An 18,658-nucleotide genomic window follows, 5' to 3' on the forward strand; every position below is an offset into this window, starting at 1 on the left:
ATCGGCCGGGCCCCGAGGTCGTTCCGCAGACCCGAGAGAGGCGTACTCGTGAGGCCTCCTAGTGAGAATGGTTCTCATTCTTGTATGGTCCGGATCATCTGATCCCCCGACCGACAGGAGCGCCTCGCGCTGCGCCCGCCCACCCTTCCCACCCGCCCGCTCGCGCTCGTCGTAGCCCTTCCGATCGTCCTGGCCACCGCCTGCGGGTCGAACGGCTCCGACGCCGCGTCGCCGTCCTCCAGCCCCTCCGCGCCGGCGGAGCCCGTCGAGGCCGGCGCCGCCTCCCCGCGGCTGGCGATCACCTACGACGGCGGCGTCCAGGTGCTCGACGCCAGCACGCTCGAGGTGCTCTCCGACGAGTCGCTGGACGGCTTCCTCCGGCTCAACGCCGCCGGCGACGGCCGCCACTTCCTCGTCTCCGCCCAGGGCGGGTTCCACGTGCTCGACGGTGGCGCCTGGGCCGAGGGCCACGACGACCACGCGCACTACTACACGGCCGAGTCGGAGCTGACCGACGTCGTGCTGCCAGCCGAGGAGCCCGGGCACGTCGTCGGCCACGCGGGCCGCACCGCGCTGTTCGACGACGGCACCGGCGACATCACCGTCTTCGACAGCGAGGACGTCGCCGACCCGGACCGGCACAGCCGCGAGCTCACCACGCCGTCGGTGCACCACGGCGTCGCGGTGGAGCTCTCCGACGGATCGCTGCTCGTCTCCGAGGGCACCGAGGACGCGCGCACCGGCGTGCGGGTGCTCGACGCAGCCGGCTCGGAGCTCGCGGCCTCCGACGACTGCCCCGGTGTGCACGGGGAGGCCGTGGCAGCCGAGGACACCGCGGTGGTGGGCTGCGAGGACGGCGTCCTGATCTACCGGGACGGCGCTCTGACCAAGGTGACCAGCCCCGACCCGTACGGCCGCATCGGCAACCAGGCCGGCAGCCCGGCCTCCTCCGTGGTGCTCGGCGACTACAAGAGCGACCCCGACGCGGAGACCGAGCGCCCCACCCGCGTCTCGCTCATCGACACCGAGACGGCGACGCTCAGACTGGTCGACCTGCCGTCGTCCTACTGGTACCGCTCGCTGGGGCGCGGCGAGAACGGCGAGGCCCTGGTGCTCGGCACCGACGGATCGCTGCACGTCATCGACCCCGTCGCCGGCACGGTCGTGGACTCCATCCCGGTGATCGCCCCCTGGGACCTGTCGGAGGACTGGCAGGACCCCCACCCGCAGCTCGTCGTCGTCGGTGGGACCGCGTACGTGACCGAGCCGGCGTCGACGTCGGTGCACGCGGTCGACGTCACAGCGGGCCGGGTGACGGCGTCCGGACGGCTGGACGTCACGCCCAACGAGCTCGCCGGCGTCACCGGCGACGTCGAGGAGCACTCCGACCACGACTGATTCCGGACCGTCCGGCCCCGACCGTCGCACCGGCCGGGGCCGGACCCCTGTCCCCGGTCGCCGCCCTCTCCGGCTGCCTGCATCGTGCGGCGATGGACGGTGGCCGCCGGGGAGCAGGACATCGCGACCTGGTTCGACCGGAATCAGCTCGACGAGGCGTGGGTGCGGTGGAGGCCCGCGGGTACGCGCGCCGGCGCATGACCCAGGTGCAGGACCAGCTCGCCGGGCAGTGGGCGTGGCTGACCTGCCACCGGGGCCATCCAGGCGGAAACCTGCGGACCCGGCGAACGACGAAGGCCCTCGATCATGAGATCGAGAGCCTTGTGGGGGGCTCCCCCGACTGGACTCGAACCAGTAACCCTGCGATTACCTCGGAGACCATGCCCCTGTTCCCCGCTACCTACCGACAGTGCCCCTGACGTGCGCTTCTACGGCCTCCTGCCCCGTCCGCCCGTACCGTTACGAGCCACTGATACTCGCTATTTTTCAGGGGTAGATCATGGGCAGGCCCGGACTCGCACTCGGGACGGCAGGCAGAATCCGTCTGCACGCGACGCCGTCAGGGCATCGGGCCGTCGCCTGGTACCGCGACTACGACGGCAGGTGCCGCCAGGTGGAACGACACGCCAAGACCAAGGCTGCCGCCGAGGCGGCGCTACGGGTCGCTCTTCGCGACCGTGCTCGATTCGATGTCGGCGGGGACATCACCCCCAACACGCGAGTGAACGTTCTGGCCGAAGCGTGGTTCGCCGGCTGCAAGAACCTCAGCCCTACGACGATGCAGGCCTACCGCAATCGCCTCGATCAGCAGATCCTGCCTGGACTGGGCAGCCTTCGAGTGCGTGAGCTCAGCGTCGGCACGATCGAGCGGCATCTGCGTCTCATCGCTGACAAGCACGGCCCCGCCATGGCAAAGATGACCAAGAGCGTCTTGAGCGGTCTTTGCGGTCTGGCCGCTCGCCATGACGCGCTCGAACGCAACCCCGTCCGCGACACCGGCAGCGTGGAAAACGCAGCGAGGAAGGCTCCGCAAGCGCTCACGGCGGACGAAGCTCGCCGACTCCTCACCGCGGTTCATGCCGACGAGAAGGCCTGGAAGGCCGATGTGCCTGACCTTGTGGCGTTCATGCTCGCCACCGGCTGCCGCATCGGGGAAGCCTCAGCCGTCACGTGGGACGGCCTCGACCTCGACGCCGGCACCGCCCAGATCAGGTCGACCGTCGTCCGGGTCACAGGTCAAGGCCTGATTCGCAAGAGCACCAAGACCGCGTCCGGCGCCCGGACACTTCTTCTTCCCCCTGGTGCGTGGAGGAGCTACGGACCAGATCTGCCCGTCTGGGGGCATCGGGAGCGGGCCCAGCTGCTGCTTCGCCGGTGTTCCCGGCCCCGCTCGGCGGCTGGCGCGACCCCTCCAACACGCAGGCCGACCTACGGGCCGCCTTCTCCAGCGCCGGGTTCGGTCACATAACCAGCCACGTGCTTCGCAAGACAACAGCGACGATGCTGGACCACGCCGGCCTGTCCGCCCGTTCCATCGCCGACCAGCTCGGCCACGCCAACCCGAGTCTTACCCAGGACGTCTACCTCGGCCGCCAGGTGGCATCTACCCGCGCAGCGGTCGCCCTGGAAGGGCTCCGTCCGACCGACAACCTTCGACCAGGCCGAGCAGCAGCTGCAGAAGTTCTCTAGTTGCCGACTCTAGGTCTCCGTGGAGCACGCTACTGGGCCCCATGGTCCGTCGCGTCGGCAGACCAGGGGTTGATCGACGGCCACCGGAGGAAGACCAGAGGCGGCTCGGTCACAGTCCACGCATGCAACCGCAAAATACGGCCGGAGCTGTCGTAGCCGTTTCTCCCGCCGGCAAGGGTGGGCTGTTGACTCCCCAGCAAGCCGGAGACTACTTGCGCACCGGGGAACGGTTCGTCCGGCGGCTCATTGCCGAGCGCCGCATCCCCTACGTCAAGCTCGGAAAGTACGTCCGCCTACAGCAATCGGATCTCGACGACTTCATAGAATCCGGCCGAATCCCTCGGGCGCCGGGGGCCCGCTGACGGCTCCTGCACTCCCCGCTCGGGAAGCCTCACCCGCGGCGCCCTGCCCAACCGCCCCAGTGCCCCACCTCGTGGTCGTTGCAGAACCGTCAGTCCCTCGCCAACGCGGTCTTCAGCGTCGCGGCCTGCGGTGAGCCAGCCGAGATGTGCAGCCGGGGCGGTGCGGTGACCGGAACGGTCGGCGACAAGATCGGCGAGCCCCTCCGGTCGCCCGGCTTGGCGACGGCCCTCGAGACGTCGGCGGGGTCAAGGTAGTGGAGCTGCCGGTACGACATGACAGTCCTGTGACGACGAGCGCCCAGATCGCACATTGCCCCCCTAATCGGGCATCGATCGTCAGGGACGCACAACCCGGCGACACGAGGGAGTCAACCACCATGTTCCTGCAGCGACGGCGGTTGAACGCCAGGTATGTGCTGGCCGCCCTGGCCGTGTCCCTGACCGGCTTGTCCGGCTGCGGCAACGACCTGGACGACGCGGCCGTCACCCCGGACCTGGAGGCGGAGGTGCCCGACATCCGCGGCGTGGACGACCTAGACGACTCCTACCGCGGACTCCTCGACACCCGCTTCGTCGAGGACCTGCCGGCCTACGACACCCAGGAGGTGACCGTGCTGGCGACCGTGGACGAGGTCTTCTCGCTGCGCAGCTTCACCGTCACCTCCCCCGACGACCCCGAAGTCGGCCCGGTCCTCGTTGTCACCGTCGAGGAGGCCGCCTCGGTCGAGCCACAGGCCGGCCAGGACCTGGTCCTCGCCGCCACCGCCACAAACGACTTCGACGCCGAGGTCGTGGCCGCGGAGCTTGGACTGGACCTGGCCCGCGAGGATTTCGGAGAGTGGGACGGCAGCATGTTCCTGCTCACCACCATGATCGAGCCGGCGGGGTGACCCCCTCCTGTTGCCCCTCCTTTGCCGCAACCGGGTCGGCTGCGGCCGACCGTCCCGGACGCGCGCGACCGCCTTTGGCATCCAGCACAGCAGAGCTGCAGAAGTTTATCCGTAGATCCGTACGGGCATGCGGCCGTTGACTCGATCCGTCGCGCCACGGATCCAAGGCGCCGATCGAGCTTCCGAAGGCGCGTCCGCCCTGAAGCCGCGACCGGCCTGGACTCAATGGCCGGTAGCGGCGAAGGAGTCGGGAACGCGCGAAGTGTCACGACCGCCCACCACGAGAAACCGGAGACCGACCGATGGCGACCAAGCAGAACGACATGAAGCAGGGCGACGAACGCCACGAGGACGGCGACGGCGGCGGCATGTCGCACGAGACCAAGATGTACCTGCGCTTCGGGGCCATGCTCCTCACGGCCATGGTCGTCATGTACTGGGTGATGTTCGTCAGCTCGTGGGAATGGAGCCACGTCCGCTTCAGCGAGAGCCGCGTGTTCATGGCGCTCACAATGGGCGGGGCCATGGGGCTGGTCATGCTCGCCTGGATGCTCAACATGTACAAGAACATGAAGGGCAACATCGCGATCGTGGTGTCGAGCCTTCTGCTCTTCGGCGGGGCCGTGTTCCTCGACCGCAGCCAGACGACGGTGCAGGACTCCGCATGGATGAGCGCCATGATTCCGCACCACTCACTGGCAATCACCCGCTCGGAGCGCGCCGAGATCACCGACGTTCGCGTGTGCGAGCTCGCCAAGTCGATCAGTGAGGCACAGCGGCGGGAGATCGATGAGATGGAGTGGCTGATCCAGGACATCGAGGAGAACGGCGAAGCGGCGACGCTCGAGGAAGCCCAGGCGCGCCCCGTCCCCGAGTTCGCTGCATCCGCAGGATTTGACTGCCCGCCGGAGTGACCCTTCGGCGGGCCACCTCGGACGCCCGCGCCTCACGGCGCCAGCACCTGGTCTCACGTACCCCCGGCGAGCCTTCATGCGACAGCCAGACCGGATACTAGATTGCATAGTTGTGATTTGGCGGCGCGAAGCAGACGGATTGATTCAAGGCTCGGAACCCCTCCGCAGCCGCCCAGTCCTTCCGCGGCCACCCGTGAGAGGGTCTTGATGGAAGGCTTGGCACAGGTCCAGTCCAGGATTGCCGAGATCCAGGGGCAGCTGTCGTCGTTCGCTCGACCTGCGGCGACCACATCGGTCGCGTGGGCTGACGCCGCCTTGGTGACTGGCTTGACGCCCACGAATGAAGTGACGCCGTCGAACGCAACTCCGCTGCCGGCCGGCGCCAGGACGCCGGCCGGTACTACAGCAGACGAATCGGCCATCGTGGCGAAGGCGCAGGAGTACGTGGGCGTGCCCTACCTGTGGGGCGGAACAGATCCCAGCAAGGGATTGGACTGCTCGGGCTTCACTCAGCTGGTGTATCGAAGCCTAGGCATCGAGCTGCCTCGCGTCTCCGCCCAGCAGGCAACCGTCGGCCGAGCAGTTCCCTCACTCAACGAGGCGCGCCCCGGAGATCTGCTCTTCTTCGACTACTCGCCGTCCCGACCTGGAATCGACCACGCCGGCATCTACATCGGGGACGGCAAGATGATCGCCGCACCTCAGCCGGGCGAGGTCGTGAAGATCCAGTCCGCCGGCCAACCGACTCTGATCAGACGAGCTCTCCCCGAGGCAGCCGACTGAAGCGCTGCAGCACGACGTACCTGAGGTGAGGACCGGCGGGTCCTCGGCGGTGCCGCTGCCTCAGATGTTGAGAGCAGCGCACTCACGCCATGCCGTCGGACCACTTCTCGTCGATCCGGCCGAGCCGCCAGACGGCGACCGCCACTCCCCGCCACCGGCCGATGCGGACCGGGCCGCTGCTGACGTCTCAGGCCGACCTGGGATCGGCACCGTCGTTCTGGCTCACGCCGGTAGCGCCACCGACAACCACAGACCCGCACCTATGCCGAGCAGCAGGGACACCGCTGCCGCCGAGTGGAGGACGACCGCGGGCGTGCGCACACTCTGCTGCGCTGCGACCACCGCGGCACGGGCGCCATCGCCTCCCCCGCTAACGGGAGCAGCGGCAAGTGGGGCACCAAGCGCGCAGGCCGCGATCCACCGCAAGTAGTAGAAGAGGCTGGCCACGGTGTTCACGGCGGCGAGCACGACCAGCCACGTCAGGCCCCCGTCCCACGTGGCGGTGAACACCGCGAGCTTGCCGACGAAGACGGCGGTCGGTGGGGTGCCGACCAGCCCGAGCAGGCAGACGATGAGGCTGACGACCAACCACCGCCGCCGCCCCACCGCGGTGGCCCACTCGCCGATCGTCCGAGCTCCAGGAACCACGGCGACCGCGGCGAAGGCGCCCAGGTTCGTGACGGCGTACGCGGCCAGATAGACGGCCAAGGCGGGGAGGTCCAGGTCGGTGCGGGTGGCCACGGCGACGACCATGAAGAGGTAACCGACCTGGCTCACGGTCGAGTACGCCAGCAGCCGCAGGACCTCCGTCTGGTTGAACGCCGCGAGATTTCCCAGCGTCATGCTCGCCCCTGCGATCACCGCGACGAGCAACGGCACGTCCAGCGGTACGGCGGCGAACGGCTCGGCGAGCAGCCGGAACGCTGCAGCGACGGCCCCGATCTTGGGGATCGTGGTGATGTAGGCGGCCATCGCCGGACTCGTGCCCGCGGTCACGTCGGGCACCCAGAAGTGCACCGGCACGGCGCCGGCCTTGAACGCGACGCCGGCAAGGACACCGATCACCCCGAGTGCAGTGAGCGCGGGCGAGGCGTCGGGGAGCAGCGCGGCGAGTTCCGCGTAGTTCGTGGATCCACCCCCGAGCACGAGAGCCGCGATCCCGATCATCATGAGCACACCGCTGAGCGCACCCATGAGGTAGTACTTCAGCGTCGCCTCGACCCCGCGCGCGTCCTTCGCGAAGCCGGCGAGCGCGTAGAGCGGGAAGCTGGCGAGCAGGAACGCCGCCATCAGCAGGAGCATGTCGGTGCTGGCCGCCAGGGCGATCGTGCCGACGGCGCCCAGCAACATCAACACGTACGCCTCGGTCTCGCGGGGGTGACCCCTGACGGCAGACGCGGACAGGACGACGACGACCGCGACGGCGAGCGCCACGACGATCCGCACGATCCCGGTGACGGTGTCGACGGCCCAGGTTCCCTCGAAGACGGTCATGGCCGGACCAGTCAGTGCGATGGCCGCCGTGACGGCGCTGGCCAGGCAGGCCACCACCGCCACGGCCCGCACCCGGTACTGGCGGTGCTGCGGGGTCCATAGCCCGAGCAACAGCCCCCCGACCGCACCGACCAAGAGCAGGAACTCCGGAAGGAGGGCGAGGAACTCCGCGCCCGGATCGCCGCTCACCGCGCCACCAGCTGGGCCACCGCCGTGGCCGCGGGCTCGATGACGTCGAGGAGGGCGCGCGGCAGGAGACCCAGGACGACCGACAGCACGAGCAGCGGGACGACCGCCGCCAGCTCCGGCCCGCGCATGTCCCGCATGCGGGTGACCGTCCCGGTCGGGGTGCGCTCGAGCGTGGCGGTGGCGGCCTCGCGGGCGTGACCTGCCGAGCCGCGCTCCGGGTCGACACCGCCGTCGTCCGAGTCGGCGCCTGCAGCGGTGGGCACGACGAGCGGGCCGGTCAGCAGTCGCTGGATGGCGAGGAGGAAGAGCCCGGCGGAGACGAGGATGCCCGTGATGGCGAGGACGGTGGCCACGGGTGCGCCGGGCAGGGACCCCGCGAAGATCTGGAACTCCGCGACGAAGCCTGACAGGCCGGGCAGGCCCAAGGAGCCGAATGCCGCCACGGCGAAGGCGGCCGCGAACACCGGAGCGGGCCCTGCCAGGCCGCCCCACCGATCGAAGGCGTACGTGCGCCCCCGGTCCCACAGCACGCCGCTGAGCAGGAAAAGGGCGCCGGTCAGGAGACCGTGGCTGACCATCTGGTAGACGGCGCCGACCGTGGCCACCGTCCGCGCTTCCTCGTCGGCCTGCCCCACGAGTCCAGCGGCCCCCAGCGCGAGCAGGACGTAGCCCATGTGGTTGACCGACGTGTACGCGATCATCCGCTTGAGATCGCGTTGCGCGAGAGCGACGAACGCGCCCCACAGCACGCTCACCACGCCCAGGACCACCACGACCATCGCCCATCTCTGCCACGCCTCCGGGAGGATCGGCATGGCGATCCGCACGAAGCCGTAGGTGCCGAGCTTCAGCAGCACTCCGGCGAGGATCGCCGACCCGGGGGCCGGGGCGTCGGTGTGGGCATCGGGCAGCCAGGTGTGGAAGGGGAACAGCGGGGTCTTCACCGCGAGTCCCAGACCGATGGCGAGCAGCACCAGGCCGCCCGCGACCGGCGAGTCGGCCAGGGGCGGGTTCTCGGCCAGCGCCACCATGTCGAACGTCCGGTCCTCGCCGCCGAGGAAGAGCCCGATGAACCCGACCAGCAGGGCGAGGGATCCGACGAAGGTGTAGATGAAGAACTTCAGTGCGCTGCGTCGGGCGTTGCCGTGCCCCCAGCCGGCGATGATGAAGTACATCCCGACGATGGTCAGGTCGAAGAAGACGAAGAACAGGATCAGGTCCAGGGCGGCGAACGTGCCCAGGCAGGCGGTCTGCAGGAACAGGAAGAGCGCCGCGAAGGTGCGCGGCTCGTTCTTCTCCCGCAGCGACCAGATCGCGCAGGCGAGGAACAGCACCCCGGTGAGCGCCAGCAGCGGCAGGGACAGCCCGTCCACGCCGATGTGGTAGCCGGCATCCACCGTGGGGATCCAGCGGAGATCCACCTCGTAGGCGATCCCGTCGACGACCCCGGTGCTGCCCGGGCCAGGGTCGTAGCGCCACCACATCCAGCCGATCAGGGCGAGTTCCACGGCCGAAGCCGTCACCCACGTCCAGCCGGCCGCGCGGTCAGGCGGGCGCGCTGCGAGCAGCACCCCCGCGACGAGCACGGGAAGGAAGATCACCACGGTCAGCAGCACGGTCACCTCACCAGCAGGAGGAGGGCGAACAGGAGGGCGAGCCCGGCGGCGGCCTGGGCGTAGTACTGGTGCAGCAGGCCGGTCTGCGGACGGCGCGCGGCCGCACCCGCCCGGCGTGCACCGCGTGCAACCGCGCGGACGGCGCCGTCGACGACGTCGCGGTCCGCCCGGGACAGCGCTCCGGCGACCCGCCGCGCAGCCGTGGCGACGCTCCGGACTGCACCGTCGACGACCTTGTCGTCGACGATCGCCAGTGCCCGCGCGACCGCGAGCGCCGGCCGCGGCGAGAGCAGGCGACCCAGACCGACCCAGGCACCGAGCGGCCCCCGTTGCAGCGCTCCGAACAGGCCCGGACGCACGCGGGCCAGGACGACGGTGACCGCGAGCCCCAGGACCGCCAGGCTCCCGGAGAGCAGGAACTCCGCCGCTCCCGGTGACGGCTCACCTTCGGCCGCCAGGAAGCGCTTCACCGGCTCGGCGACGACCGGCAGCGCCAGGACCCCGAGACCTGCCGCCACCACCGCGAGCAAGCCGGCGACCCCGGTGCCCAGGGCCGGGACACGGCGGGTCCCCCGCCCCTCCTCGTCGAATGCCTCCTCCCCCGCCGGGCGGCTCAGGACGACAGCGAGCATCCGCCCGGCGTAGACCGCCGAGAGCAGTGCTGCGGCGAGGACGACGATCCTCAGGGCCGCACTGTCGACACCGGCGAGGATCTCGTCCTTGGTGGCCCACAGCGACAACGGCGGGATCCCGGCGAGCGCGAGCCCGGCCACGGTGGCCGCCGCTCCGACGCCGGGGTACCGCCGAGCCGCGCCTCGGAGGCCGGACAGCTGCTTGGTGCCCAGCGCGGTGAGCCACGCGCCGGCAGCAACGAACAGCGCCGCCTTCACCGCGGCGTGGGCGACGAGCTGCGCGGTCCCACCAGCGATGACCCCGGCGCCGGCGGCGAGCACCACGAACCCGATCTGGGCGGCGGTGCTCGCGGCGAGGAGCTGCTTGAGGTCCCGCTGGGCGACGGCGACCGCGCCGAGGACCAGCGCGGTCAGCGCACCGATCCACGCTGTCGTCGTCGCCGCCCAGCCCGACGCCTGCAGCAGCGGCTGGGTGCGGAGCAGCAGATAGCCGCCGGCCGCGACCATGGTGGCCGAGTGCAGAAGCGCACTCACCGGGCTGGGACCTGCCATCGCCCCCGAGAGCCAGGCGGAGAACGGGAGCTGGGCGGACTTGCCGAGCGCGGCGGCGAGGATGCCGGCGGCCGCCAGGTGCCGCCAGCCGCCGTCGGCCGCCGGCAGGTCGGCGAGGACCAGCGTGCCGGTGCCGGCCAGGGCTGCCCCGGCAGCGACGTACAGCCCGAGGTCGCCGGCCCGGGTCGTGAGGAACGCGCGGGTACCGGCGTCGAGCTTCTTGTGCTCTTGCCACCGGTAGCCGATCAGCGCGTAGGAGGTCGCACCCATCACCTCCCAGGCCAGCAGCAGAGTCGGGAGCGTGGCGGCGGTGACCGTGGCCAGCATCGCCGCGATGAACAGCAGGAAGTAGCCGAAGAAGCGCGCCCGGGCACCGTGCGCGGGAAGGTCGGTGACCGCGAACACCGTCACGAGCAGCCCGACGGTAGCCACGAGGACCACGAGGACCGCGGACAGCCCGTCGACGGCCACCCGGAGGTCTCCACCCTCGACGATGCCGAGGAACGGCACCGACAGACCCGGCCGCTCCGCGGCGACCACCGCCGCCAGGAGCGCCGTCCCCAGGGTGACGAGGACGGCGAGCGGCCCAGCAGCCCGGTCGGCCCGGCGCCCGAGGAGGAGCAGCAGCGTGCCGGCGACCGCCGGCAGCAGGACCAGGAATCCGAGGACCGCCGACCCACCCGGTGCCGCGATCTGCGTGCCGGTCATCCCTTCAGGTCCGCGGCCATGTCGATCATGTCGACCTGACGAGTTCGGTACGCCGCGATGACGGCCGCGAAGCCCATGGCCATCTCGACGGCCATGACGACCAGTGCGACGACGACGAGCATCTGCGCGTCGGCCCGGTCCGGCGCGAAGAAGTACCAGGCGGCTCCCCCGGCGAGGAGGACGCCGTTGAGGGCCAGCTCGAAGCCCATCATGATCATGACGATCGACTGCTGGGAGAGCGCTCCGAAGAGACCGACCCCGATGAGGGCGGCGGCGACGGTGAGCACGATCTGCAGAACCAGTTCCGCGCTCACCGGGGCAGTCCCCCGGGGACCGGATCGTTCGGACGAGCGGCGCGCAGATCGGCACCGAAGCGGTCGTACCGTCCACGGGCTGTGGCCAGCAGGGTGCCGGAGATGATGGTCGCGAACAGCCCGACACCGATGACGAGCATCGCCAGCATGTGGCTGCCCATGATGGCCTCGCCGAGCTGGCGGGTGCTGTCCGCGGGACGTGTCACCTCACCCACCGGCCAGTCGATCGTCCAGATCCCCACCGTGAGAGCCACGAAGGCACCGGCGCCGACCAGGGCGGAGCCGCGGGCGTTGTGGACCATGGTCATCGGCATGAGACCGGCCGGGTTCATCATGAACATGATCATGAAGACCGCCATGATGGCCATCTCGATGGTCATCATCAGCGCCGTCACGAAGGCCAGGTAGTCCAGGTCGAAGGCGATCAGGACGCCAGTGACGGCGAGGAAAGACGCCAGCAGCGCGAAGGTCGCTCGCGCCATCGAGTCCACGACGAAGACCGCGATGCCGGCGGCCACCGAGAGTGCGCCCAGCACCACCACAGCGGTCACGGCCCAGGCCGACAGGTCGGTCAGCACGACGGGGCTCCTCTTCCGGCCATGCTCCACTCCCTCACGCGTAGAAGCCGGACAGGGACAGGACGGCGACCACCAGCGCCTGGAGCAGCGTCAGCGGGATGAGGACCATCCACGCGACCTCCACGAACCTCTCGGGTCGCACGACCGGCAGCCGTCGCCCTATCAGGACGAACAGGACGACCACTCCGACCGTCTTGACCAGTTGCCAGACCGGACCGGGCAGCCACGGTCCTGCATCGCCGCCGAGGAAGGCTGCGGTCGCCATGGCGGCCGCGGCCCCGAGAAACGCCGCCCGGCCCAGCTCCACGAGCAGGCGCTCCACCCCCGAGAGCTCGGAGCGCACCCCGCCGGCGACGTCGACACCCGCAGGAGACGCGAACGGGCCCCAGAAGGCAAAAGCGGCAGCCGTGGCCAGGAACACGGCGAAGGCCACCGGCATGGTGAGGACGAACCACAAGCTCTCCTGCGCCGCCACGACGTCCGTCGCGCGCAACGACTGGGCGCCGATCCCGACCGTGATGAGGGAGAACATCAACGGGAGCTCGTAGGAGAGTCCCTGGATCAGGAAGCGGTATCCGCCCGTGAGGGCATGGACAGCGTTCGGTCCCCACCCGACCAGCCACACCGCAGCCCACAGGATCGACTCCATGGCGTTGAACCACACCAAGTCGGCACTCGTGGACAGCAGCGTCCGGCCGCCGAGCGGGACGACCGCGAGAGAGAGCAGCGCCAGCACCGGTACCGACGCACAACCCAGCCGCCACAGCAGCGAGTCCGGGGCCAGGGTCGTGCGCCGCTCCTCGGCCATCAGCCGGACCCCTGATCGCAGGGGCTCCCACATGGCCCTGGACCCGGCCCCGCTGACGACGAGGCGGTCCACCGCCGCCACGCCGAAAGCCAGGAGAAGGGCGACGACGGCGACCAGCAGCACCGCAGGCGCCAGGCCCCAGGCGGCCGCCGACGTCGCGATACCTGCGCCTGAGTCAGACACCGGCCGCCTCCGAGTGCTCCAGGGCGGTCTGTCGCGACAGCGGCAAGCTCGCCAGAGTCAGCCGCGCGGCGCCGATCTCGGCGCCCTCCAGCAACGTGGCCACGGTGTCCAGCCGCAGCTCCGGGAGCGGCTCCGGCGCGTGCTGCTCACCGGCGGCGGTGTCGCACCACCGCCTGACGCGATCCAGCACGTCTCCCTCGAGAGGGCCGCTCCCCTCCGTGGTCATCACTCCGGTCCCGCGAGCCGACCAGGCCAGCGTTCGTGAACGGCGCACCCGACGCGCCACCCGCACGGCGAGCCGGTCAGCCTGCGCCACTACGTCCGGGTCGTGCGACATAAGGCCGGCTCGGGCCTGCCGGGCCTCATGCGCGGCCAATGGCCACCCTGCGACGTCCAGGAAGCGCGCTAGCCGGTCCAGGGCAGCCGGCCGACTGTCCCCGGCGTCCAGGGCGTCGGCGCTCGCCCCTTCCTGATCGAGCCAGGACAAACCGACGCCGGTCAGGACGTCGCCCTGCAGACGGCCGCGCAGCAGCAGACCCGTGGGCCAGCCGGGCAGCACCGGCCCCAGGGAGACCTTGAGCTCGTCGAGCTGGAGTCCATCGCGGTCGGTCGCTGTCTCCGCCATCGGCAGCCCCGCAACATCCATGCCGCCGTGCCCGCTGTGGTCCATGCCTCCGTGGCCGCCGTGGCCCATCGCGGCGTGGTCCATACCGCCGTGCTCCGAACCGCCGTGGTCCATACCCCCGTCGTCGGAACCGCCGTGGTCCATGCCGCTGTGGTCCATCGCGGCATGGTCGATTTCGCCGTCGTCCGAGCCACCGTCCTCAGAATCGCCATGACTCATGCCGGCGTGGCCCATCGCGGCGTGATCCATACCGACCTGGTCCATAGCGCCGTCGTCAGAGTCGTCGCCGTGGTCCATGCCGACGTGGCCCGTCGCGGCGTGGTCCATACCGCGGTCATCGGAGCCGCCGTGGTCCATACCCCCGTCGTCAGAATCGCCGTGGTCCATGCCGCCGTGGTCCATGCCGCTGTGGTCCATGCCGCTGTGGTCCATGCCGCTGTGGTCCATGCCGCTGTGGTCCATGCCGCTGTGGTCCATCGCGGCATGGTCGATTCCGCCGTCGTCCGAGCCACCGTCCTCAGAATCGCCATGACTCATGCCGGCGTGGCCCATCGCGGCGTGATCCATTCCGCCGCCGTCGGAACCACCGTGGCCCATTCCGCCGTGGTCCATTCCGCCGTGCCCCATCGCGGCGTGATCCATTCCGCCGCCGTCGGAACCACCGTGGTCCATGCCGCCGTGATCCATACCGCCGTGGTCACGGGTCCTCTGGAGCAGGTCTTGGGGATCGGGCCGGGATGAGTCGCGCAACCGGCCACGACTGGCAGCGACCCTGAGGGCGCTCGCCGCCTCGTCCAGGGTGGCAACCAGAGGGGCGCCTGCCTCCAGTCGTACTCGATGCCGCGGCTCGGGGATCTGGGACCAGATCACGTCGACCGCTCGGGCGAGCGCCTCACCCGGTGTGCCGAGGACGAGGAGAAGGTCCGAATCGGCTGGCGACAGGGCCGCTCTCCACCCGCGTCGATCGAGTTCCTCCTCCAAGGACCAACGCAGCTGCTGGACATCAGGAGCGTCGACGACGAGCACGCGGGGCCTGGCGAACGCCCACTCCCGTAGGCCCCGGATCAGGTCCATCGCAGCCCACCTTCGCGCCAGACGTAGACAACCCCGACGACGAGCACCGAGAGGAAGGCGAACATCTCGACGACCGCACTCGTCCCCATCTCGGCGATCACGACGGCCCACGGGTACATGAAGATCATTTCCATGTCGAAAGCCAGGAAAAGGATCGTCACGGCGTACCACCGCGCGTGGTATCGGGAGACGGCGTGCTGCTGCGGGGGCATGCCGGACTCGAACGGAAGGGCCGAGACCGGACGCCGGGCACCGCTGAGCACCGACGAGGCCGCGTAGAGGCTCAGGACGAGCACAGCGACCAGTGCGAGCAGCGACAGCAAGGCGATCAACGGGCTCGTTCCTCCCTCACCGTGGTCGTACACCCGCGGAGCGAGCTCCGGCGGCAGAGCGAGTTATATCCGGACGATCTCACGGATGACCACGTGCTGCATCGGTAGCGGCCAGGGGGAACGGTTCAACCGACTGAGGCACGGTCCTCGCACCGGCTGCTGAGGGCAACCGCCGACGACGTCCGTTCCGCTCCAGGCGACGGTGGGGGCGGCGGGCCGCCGCCCCCGTCAGCTTCCCGAGGCGCCGACCGGCGCACCGTCCGCCGGCATGGTCTCGGGGCGGCGGTTCACCGCCGCCCCGCCATCCGTACGGTTTGCCGCGAGCGCCTTGAACCGGCGCAGCCGCAGACTGTTCGAGACCACGAATACCGAGGAGAAAGCCATTGCCGCCCCCGCCAGCAGCGGGTTGAGCAGGCCGGCGGCCGCCAGCGGCAGTGCCGCCACGTTGTAGGCGAAGGCCCAGAACAGGTTTCCCTTGATGGTGCTCAGCGTCTTGCGGGAAAGCCTGATCGCATCAGCGGCGGCCCGGAGGTCGCCGCGCACGAGGGTCAGATCGCTGGCCTCTATCGCCGCGTCGGTACCGGTGCCCATGGCCAGACCGAGGTCGGCCTGCGCCAGAGCGGCGGCGTCGTTCACGCCGTCCCCGACCATGGCGACGACCTTGCCCTCGCTCTGGAGCCGCTTCACGACGTCGACCTTGTCCTGCGGCAGGACCTCTGCGATGACCTGGTCGATGCCCACCTGGGCGGCCACCGAGCGGGCGACCGTTGCGTTGTCGCCGGTGAGCAGCACCGGGGTCAGCCCCAGGCCCCTCAGCTGCCTGATCGCCTCGGCCGACGTTGCCTTGACGGCGTCGGCGACCACCAGGACGCCGCGCACTGCGCCGTCCCACCCCACCACGACTGCCGTCCTGCCCGCCGTTTCGGCTGCCGCCTTGGCGCGCTCCACATCCGCCGGGAGGTGCTGGGACCAGTCAGCCAGCAGTCGCGTCCGGCCCACGAGGACCGCATGGCCGTCCACGACGCCACGGACGCCGAGGCCCTCGACGTTCGTGAAGCCCTCGACGGGGGGCAGGCTTCCGACCCGCTCCGTCGCACCCTTGGCGATCGCCTGCGCGATCGGGTGCTCGGAGGCGTCCTCGAGCGCACCGGCCAGCCGCAGCAGCTCGTCGCCGTCCACACCGTCGGCGGGGACGACGTCGAGAAGCGTCATCCGGCCGGTGGTGACGGTCCCGGTCTTGTCGAGGACGACGGTGTCGACCTTCCGCGTGGACTCGAGAACCTCGGGCCCCTTGATCAGGATGCCGAGCTGAGCGCCACGGCCGGTGCCGACCATGAGGGCGGTGGGAGTAGCGAGACCGAGCGCGCACGGGCAGGCGATGATCAGGACGGCCACGGTGGCGGTGAAGGCCACCGAGATACCGGCTCCCGTGCCGATCCAGAAACCGAGGGTTGCGACGGCGAGTGCGATCACGATCGGCACGAAGATGCCGGACACCCGGTCGGCGAGGCGCTGGACCTCGGCCTTGCCGTTCTGCGCGTCCTCGACCAGCCGCGCCATCTGTGCCAACTGGGTGTCCGACCCGATGCGCGTGGCCCGCACGACGATGCGTCCGCCGGCGTTGACGGTGGCACCGACGAGGGAGTCACCGGGGCCGACCTCGACCGGGACGCTCTCGCCGGTGAGCATGGAGGCGTCCACGGCCGATGACCCCTCGGTGATGACACCGTCGGTGGCGACCTTCTCCCCCGGCCGGACGACGAACAGGTCGTCCACGGTCAACCGCTCGACGCCGATCCGCTCCTCGCGGCCCCCGCGCAGGACCGACACCTCCTTCGCGCCCATCTCCAGCAGCGCGCGGAGCGCCGCCCCGGCCCGCCGCTTGGAGCGCGCCTCGAAGTACCGCCCGGCCAGGATGGCGGTAGTGACGCCGGCGGCCACCTCCAGGTAGATGTTCGCCGCACCGTCGGTGGCACGGATGGTCAGCTCGAACGGGTGGATCATCCCCGGTTCTCCGGCGGTGCCGAGGAAGAGCGCGTACAGCGACCACTCGAATGCGGCGATCGTGCCCATCGACACGAGCGTGTCCATGGTGGAACTGCCGTGACGGAGGTTCGTCCAGGCGGCGCGGTGGAACGGCAGAGCACCCCACACGACGACCGGCGCGGCGAGGGTGAGAGACAGCCACTGCCAGTACGTGAACTGCAGCGCCGGAACCATCGCCAGCGCGATGACCGGCACGGTCAGCGCAGTCGACACCAGCAGTCGCTGGCGCAGCGCCCGGACGGGGTCGTTGTCGTCCGCGCCATCGACCGCCGCACCGGCGCCTTCTGGACGGGGCGGCTCCGGCAGCCGGGCCGAGTACCCGGCCTTCTCCACGGCGGCGAGCAGGTCGTCGGTGCTGACCTCCCCGCCGTAGCTGATCTTGGCCTTCTCGGTGGCGTAGTTCACCGTGGCGGTGACTCCGTCGAGCTTGTTGAGCCGCTTCTCGATCCGCGCTGCGCACGACGCGCAGGTCATGCCGGTGATGGCGAGTTCGACCTGCTCACCGCCCGGCGTGGGCGTCGTGGCGTTCGTTGCGGAGCTCATCGGGTTCTCCTGTCGGTGGTGCCGAGGTGTTGCAGGCGACTGCGGCGTACCGCTCAGCCGTCGCCGTCCATGTCCATCCCGCCGTGCCCGTCCTCGGTCTGCACGACTGGGCTTGGGTCGGCCGCGGGGCCGACCGGGCCGACGGCGTTGCCGACGGCCAAGGCTCCAGCGAAGACGACCGCCAACGCCGCCAAGTAGGCCCCGAGCTTGGTAGCTGCGTTCACATCCCACTCCTTCCTCTCGCGGGCGACGGGGTCACCCGGGCGTCGCGACCGCGCGCATCGAGACCCGGACAAAGGGCGTCAGGCAAGCCCGTAGCCGGCCTCCTCGACGGCGGCACGCACGGCTGCTTCGTCGACGTCGCTCTCACTGCTGACAGTCAGTTCTCCGGTGGGCAGGTCCACAGCGACGTCGGAGACGCCGGGGACCTGGCTGACTTCCTCCGTGACGGAGTTGACGCAGTGCCCACAGGTCATGCCGACGACGGTGTAGGTGGCGGTGCTCATCGATGTGTCCTCCTGATTCGTCATTGGACGGGCGGTGTGGTGCGCCCTCCCGGAAGCCCCAGGAGTTCAGTTGCAGGTCAGGAGCGCACCAGGCGTGCGATGGCCTCGGACGCCTCTTTGACCTTTTCGTCAGCCTCCCGCCCGCCGGCCGCCGCTGCCTGGACGACGCAGTGGCTCATGTGCTCCTCGAGGAGCCCCAGGGCCACCGACTGCAACGCCTTCGTGCTGGCGGACACCTGGGTGAGGATGTCGATGCAGTACTTCTCCTCCTCGACCATGCGCTGGAGCCCACGGACCTGCCCCTCGATGCGGCGCAGGCGCTTGAGGTAGTCGTCCTTGCGGTGGATGTACCCGTGCCCGCCAGCGTCCTCCGGATGCGTCATCTCGTCCTCTCCACGGCTGTATCGATCCGGAAACCACGG

19 protein-coding genes are annotated in these 18,658 nt (G+C 70.2%); 7 read left to right on the top strand and 12 right to left on the bottom strand.

From position 1 onward, the window contains the following. Positions 1 to 183: 183 nt before the first annotated feature. From aztD to LBW97_RS02380, 7 genes are all read left to right on the top strand, one after another. Entirely contained in the window at positions 184 to 1,398 is a 1,215-nt protein-coding gene (gene aztD, locus LBW97_RS02350; protein ID WP_374489382.1) for a zinc metallochaperone AztD, read from the top strand. A 613-nt stretch (positions 1,399 to 2,011) separates the two neighbouring features. Beyond that, positions 2,012 to 2,866 carry a tyrosine-type recombinase/integrase gene (locus tag LBW97_RS20305; protein WP_224497801.1) on the top strand — a complete coding sequence of 285 codons (855 nt, stop codon included), beginning with the start codon at positions 2,012 to 2,014 and terminating at the stop codon, positions 2,864 to 2,866. Then, the gene (locus tag LBW97_RS02360) at positions 2,773 to 3,087 is read left to right on the top strand and encodes a tyrosine-type recombinase/integrase (protein ID WP_224497802.1); all 315 of its coding nucleotides are present in this window, start codon (positions 2,773 to 2,775) and stop codon (positions 3,085 to 3,087) included. The genes LBW97_RS20305 and LBW97_RS02360 overlap by 94 nt, the downstream gene beginning before the upstream one ends. 122 nt (positions 3,088 to 3,209) lie before the next feature. After that, positions 3,210 to 3,449 (top strand): helix-turn-helix domain-containing protein, encoded by a 240-nt coding sequence (locus tag LBW97_RS02365; RefSeq protein WP_224497803.1) that lies wholly within the window; start codon positions 3,210 to 3,212, stop codon positions 3,447 to 3,449. Positions 3,450 to 3,826: 377 nt separating this feature from the next. Further along, positions 3,827 to 4,339: a hypothetical protein gene (locus tag LBW97_RS02370; RefSeq protein ID WP_224497804.1), complete on the top strand. Its 513-nt coding sequence runs from the start codon at positions 3,827 to 3,829 to the stop codon at positions 4,337 to 4,339. Positions 4,340 to 4,641: 302 nt separating this feature from the next. Then, a complete protein-coding gene (locus tag LBW97_RS02375) occupies positions 4,642 to 5,253 on the top strand; it encodes a DUF305 domain-containing protein (RefSeq protein ID WP_224497805.1) in 612 nt (203 codons plus the stop codon). A 207-nt stretch (positions 5,254 to 5,460) separates the two neighbouring features. Next, a complete protein-coding gene (locus tag LBW97_RS02380) occupies positions 5,461 to 6,036 on the top strand; it encodes a C40 family peptidase (RefSeq protein WP_224497806.1) in 576 nt (191 codons plus the stop codon). Positions 6,037 to 6,258: 222 nt separating this feature from the next. Here LBW97_RS02380 and LBW97_RS02385 read toward each other — a convergent pair whose 3' ends face one another. The 12 genes from LBW97_RS02385 to LBW97_RS02440 all read right to left on the bottom strand — a co-directional run bounded on the left by LBW97_RS02385 (position 6,259) and on the right by LBW97_RS02440 (position 18,619). Beyond that, positions 6,259 to 7,719, bottom strand: coding sequence for a proton-conducting transporter membrane subunit (locus LBW97_RS02385; protein WP_224497807.1), 1,461 nt, complete (start codon positions 7,717 to 7,719; stop codon positions 6,259 to 6,261). Next, positions 7,716 to 9,341 (bottom strand): NuoM family protein, encoded by a 1,626-nt coding sequence (locus tag LBW97_RS02390; RefSeq protein WP_224497808.1) that lies wholly within the window; start codon positions 9,339 to 9,341, stop codon positions 7,716 to 7,718. The genes LBW97_RS02385 and LBW97_RS02390 overlap by 4 nt, the downstream gene beginning before the upstream one ends. Continuing rightward, a complete protein-coding gene (locus LBW97_RS02395; protein ID WP_224497809.1) occupies positions 9,338 to 11,227 on the bottom strand; it encodes an NADH-quinone oxidoreductase subunit L in 1,890 nt (629 codons plus the stop codon). The genes LBW97_RS02390 and LBW97_RS02395 overlap by 4 nt, the downstream gene beginning before the upstream one ends. Further along, positions 11,224 to 11,541 (bottom strand): NADH-quinone oxidoreductase subunit K, encoded by a 318-nt coding sequence (locus LBW97_RS02400; RefSeq protein ID WP_224497810.1) that lies wholly within the window; start codon positions 11,539 to 11,541, stop codon positions 11,224 to 11,226. The genes LBW97_RS02395 and LBW97_RS02400 overlap by 4 nt, the downstream gene beginning before the upstream one ends. Then, entirely contained in the window at positions 11,538 to 12,119 is a 582-nt protein-coding gene (locus LBW97_RS02405; protein WP_224497811.1) for an NADH-quinone oxidoreductase subunit J, read from the bottom strand. Before LBW97_RS02405 ends, LBW97_RS02400 begins: the two co-directional genes overlap by 4 nt. A 34-nt stretch (positions 12,120 to 12,153) precedes the next feature. Further along, a complete protein-coding gene (locus LBW97_RS02410; protein WP_224497812.1) occupies positions 12,154 to 13,110 on the bottom strand; it encodes an NADH-quinone oxidoreductase subunit H in 957 nt (318 codons plus the stop codon). Beyond that, entirely contained in the window at positions 13,103 to 14,809 is a 1,707-nt protein-coding gene (locus LBW97_RS02415) for a hypothetical protein (protein ID WP_224498246.1), read from the bottom strand. The genes LBW97_RS02410 and LBW97_RS02415 overlap by 8 nt, the downstream gene beginning before the upstream one ends. Further along, a complete protein-coding gene (locus LBW97_RS02420) occupies positions 14,800 to 15,141 on the bottom strand; it encodes an NADH-quinone oxidoreductase subunit A (protein ID WP_224497813.1) in 342 nt (113 codons plus the stop codon). Before LBW97_RS02420 ends, LBW97_RS02415 begins: the two co-directional genes overlap by 10 nt. Positions 15,142 to 15,369: 228 nt before the next feature. Beyond that, a complete protein-coding gene (locus LBW97_RS02425) occupies positions 15,370 to 17,730 on the bottom strand; it encodes a cation-translocating P-type ATPase (protein ID WP_224497814.1) in 2,361 nt (786 codons plus the stop codon). A gap of 53 nt (positions 17,731 to 17,783) precedes the next feature. Beyond that, positions 17,784 to 17,954: a hypothetical protein gene (locus LBW97_RS02430; RefSeq protein WP_224497815.1), complete on the bottom strand. Its 171-nt coding sequence runs from the start codon at positions 17,952 to 17,954 to the stop codon at positions 17,784 to 17,786. 78 nt (positions 17,955 to 18,032) lie between these two features. Then, positions 18,033 to 18,236 carry a heavy-metal-associated domain-containing protein gene (locus LBW97_RS02435; RefSeq protein WP_224497816.1) on the bottom strand — a complete coding sequence of 68 codons (204 nt, stop codon included), beginning with the start codon at positions 18,234 to 18,236 and terminating at the stop codon, positions 18,033 to 18,035. A 77-nt stretch (positions 18,237 to 18,313) separates the two neighbouring features. Then, positions 18,314 to 18,619 carry a metal-sensitive transcriptional regulator gene (locus LBW97_RS02440; protein ID WP_224497817.1) on the bottom strand — a complete coding sequence of 102 codons (306 nt, stop codon included), beginning with the start codon at positions 18,617 to 18,619 and terminating at the stop codon, positions 18,314 to 18,316. Positions 18,620 to 18,658 lie beyond the last annotated feature (39 nt).

It is taken from the genome of Blastococcus sp. LR1 (assembly GCF_020166105.1).
In the GTDB taxonomy this organism is placed as follows: Bacteria; Actinomycetota; Actinomycetes; order Mycobacteriales; family Geodermatophilaceae; genus Blastococcus.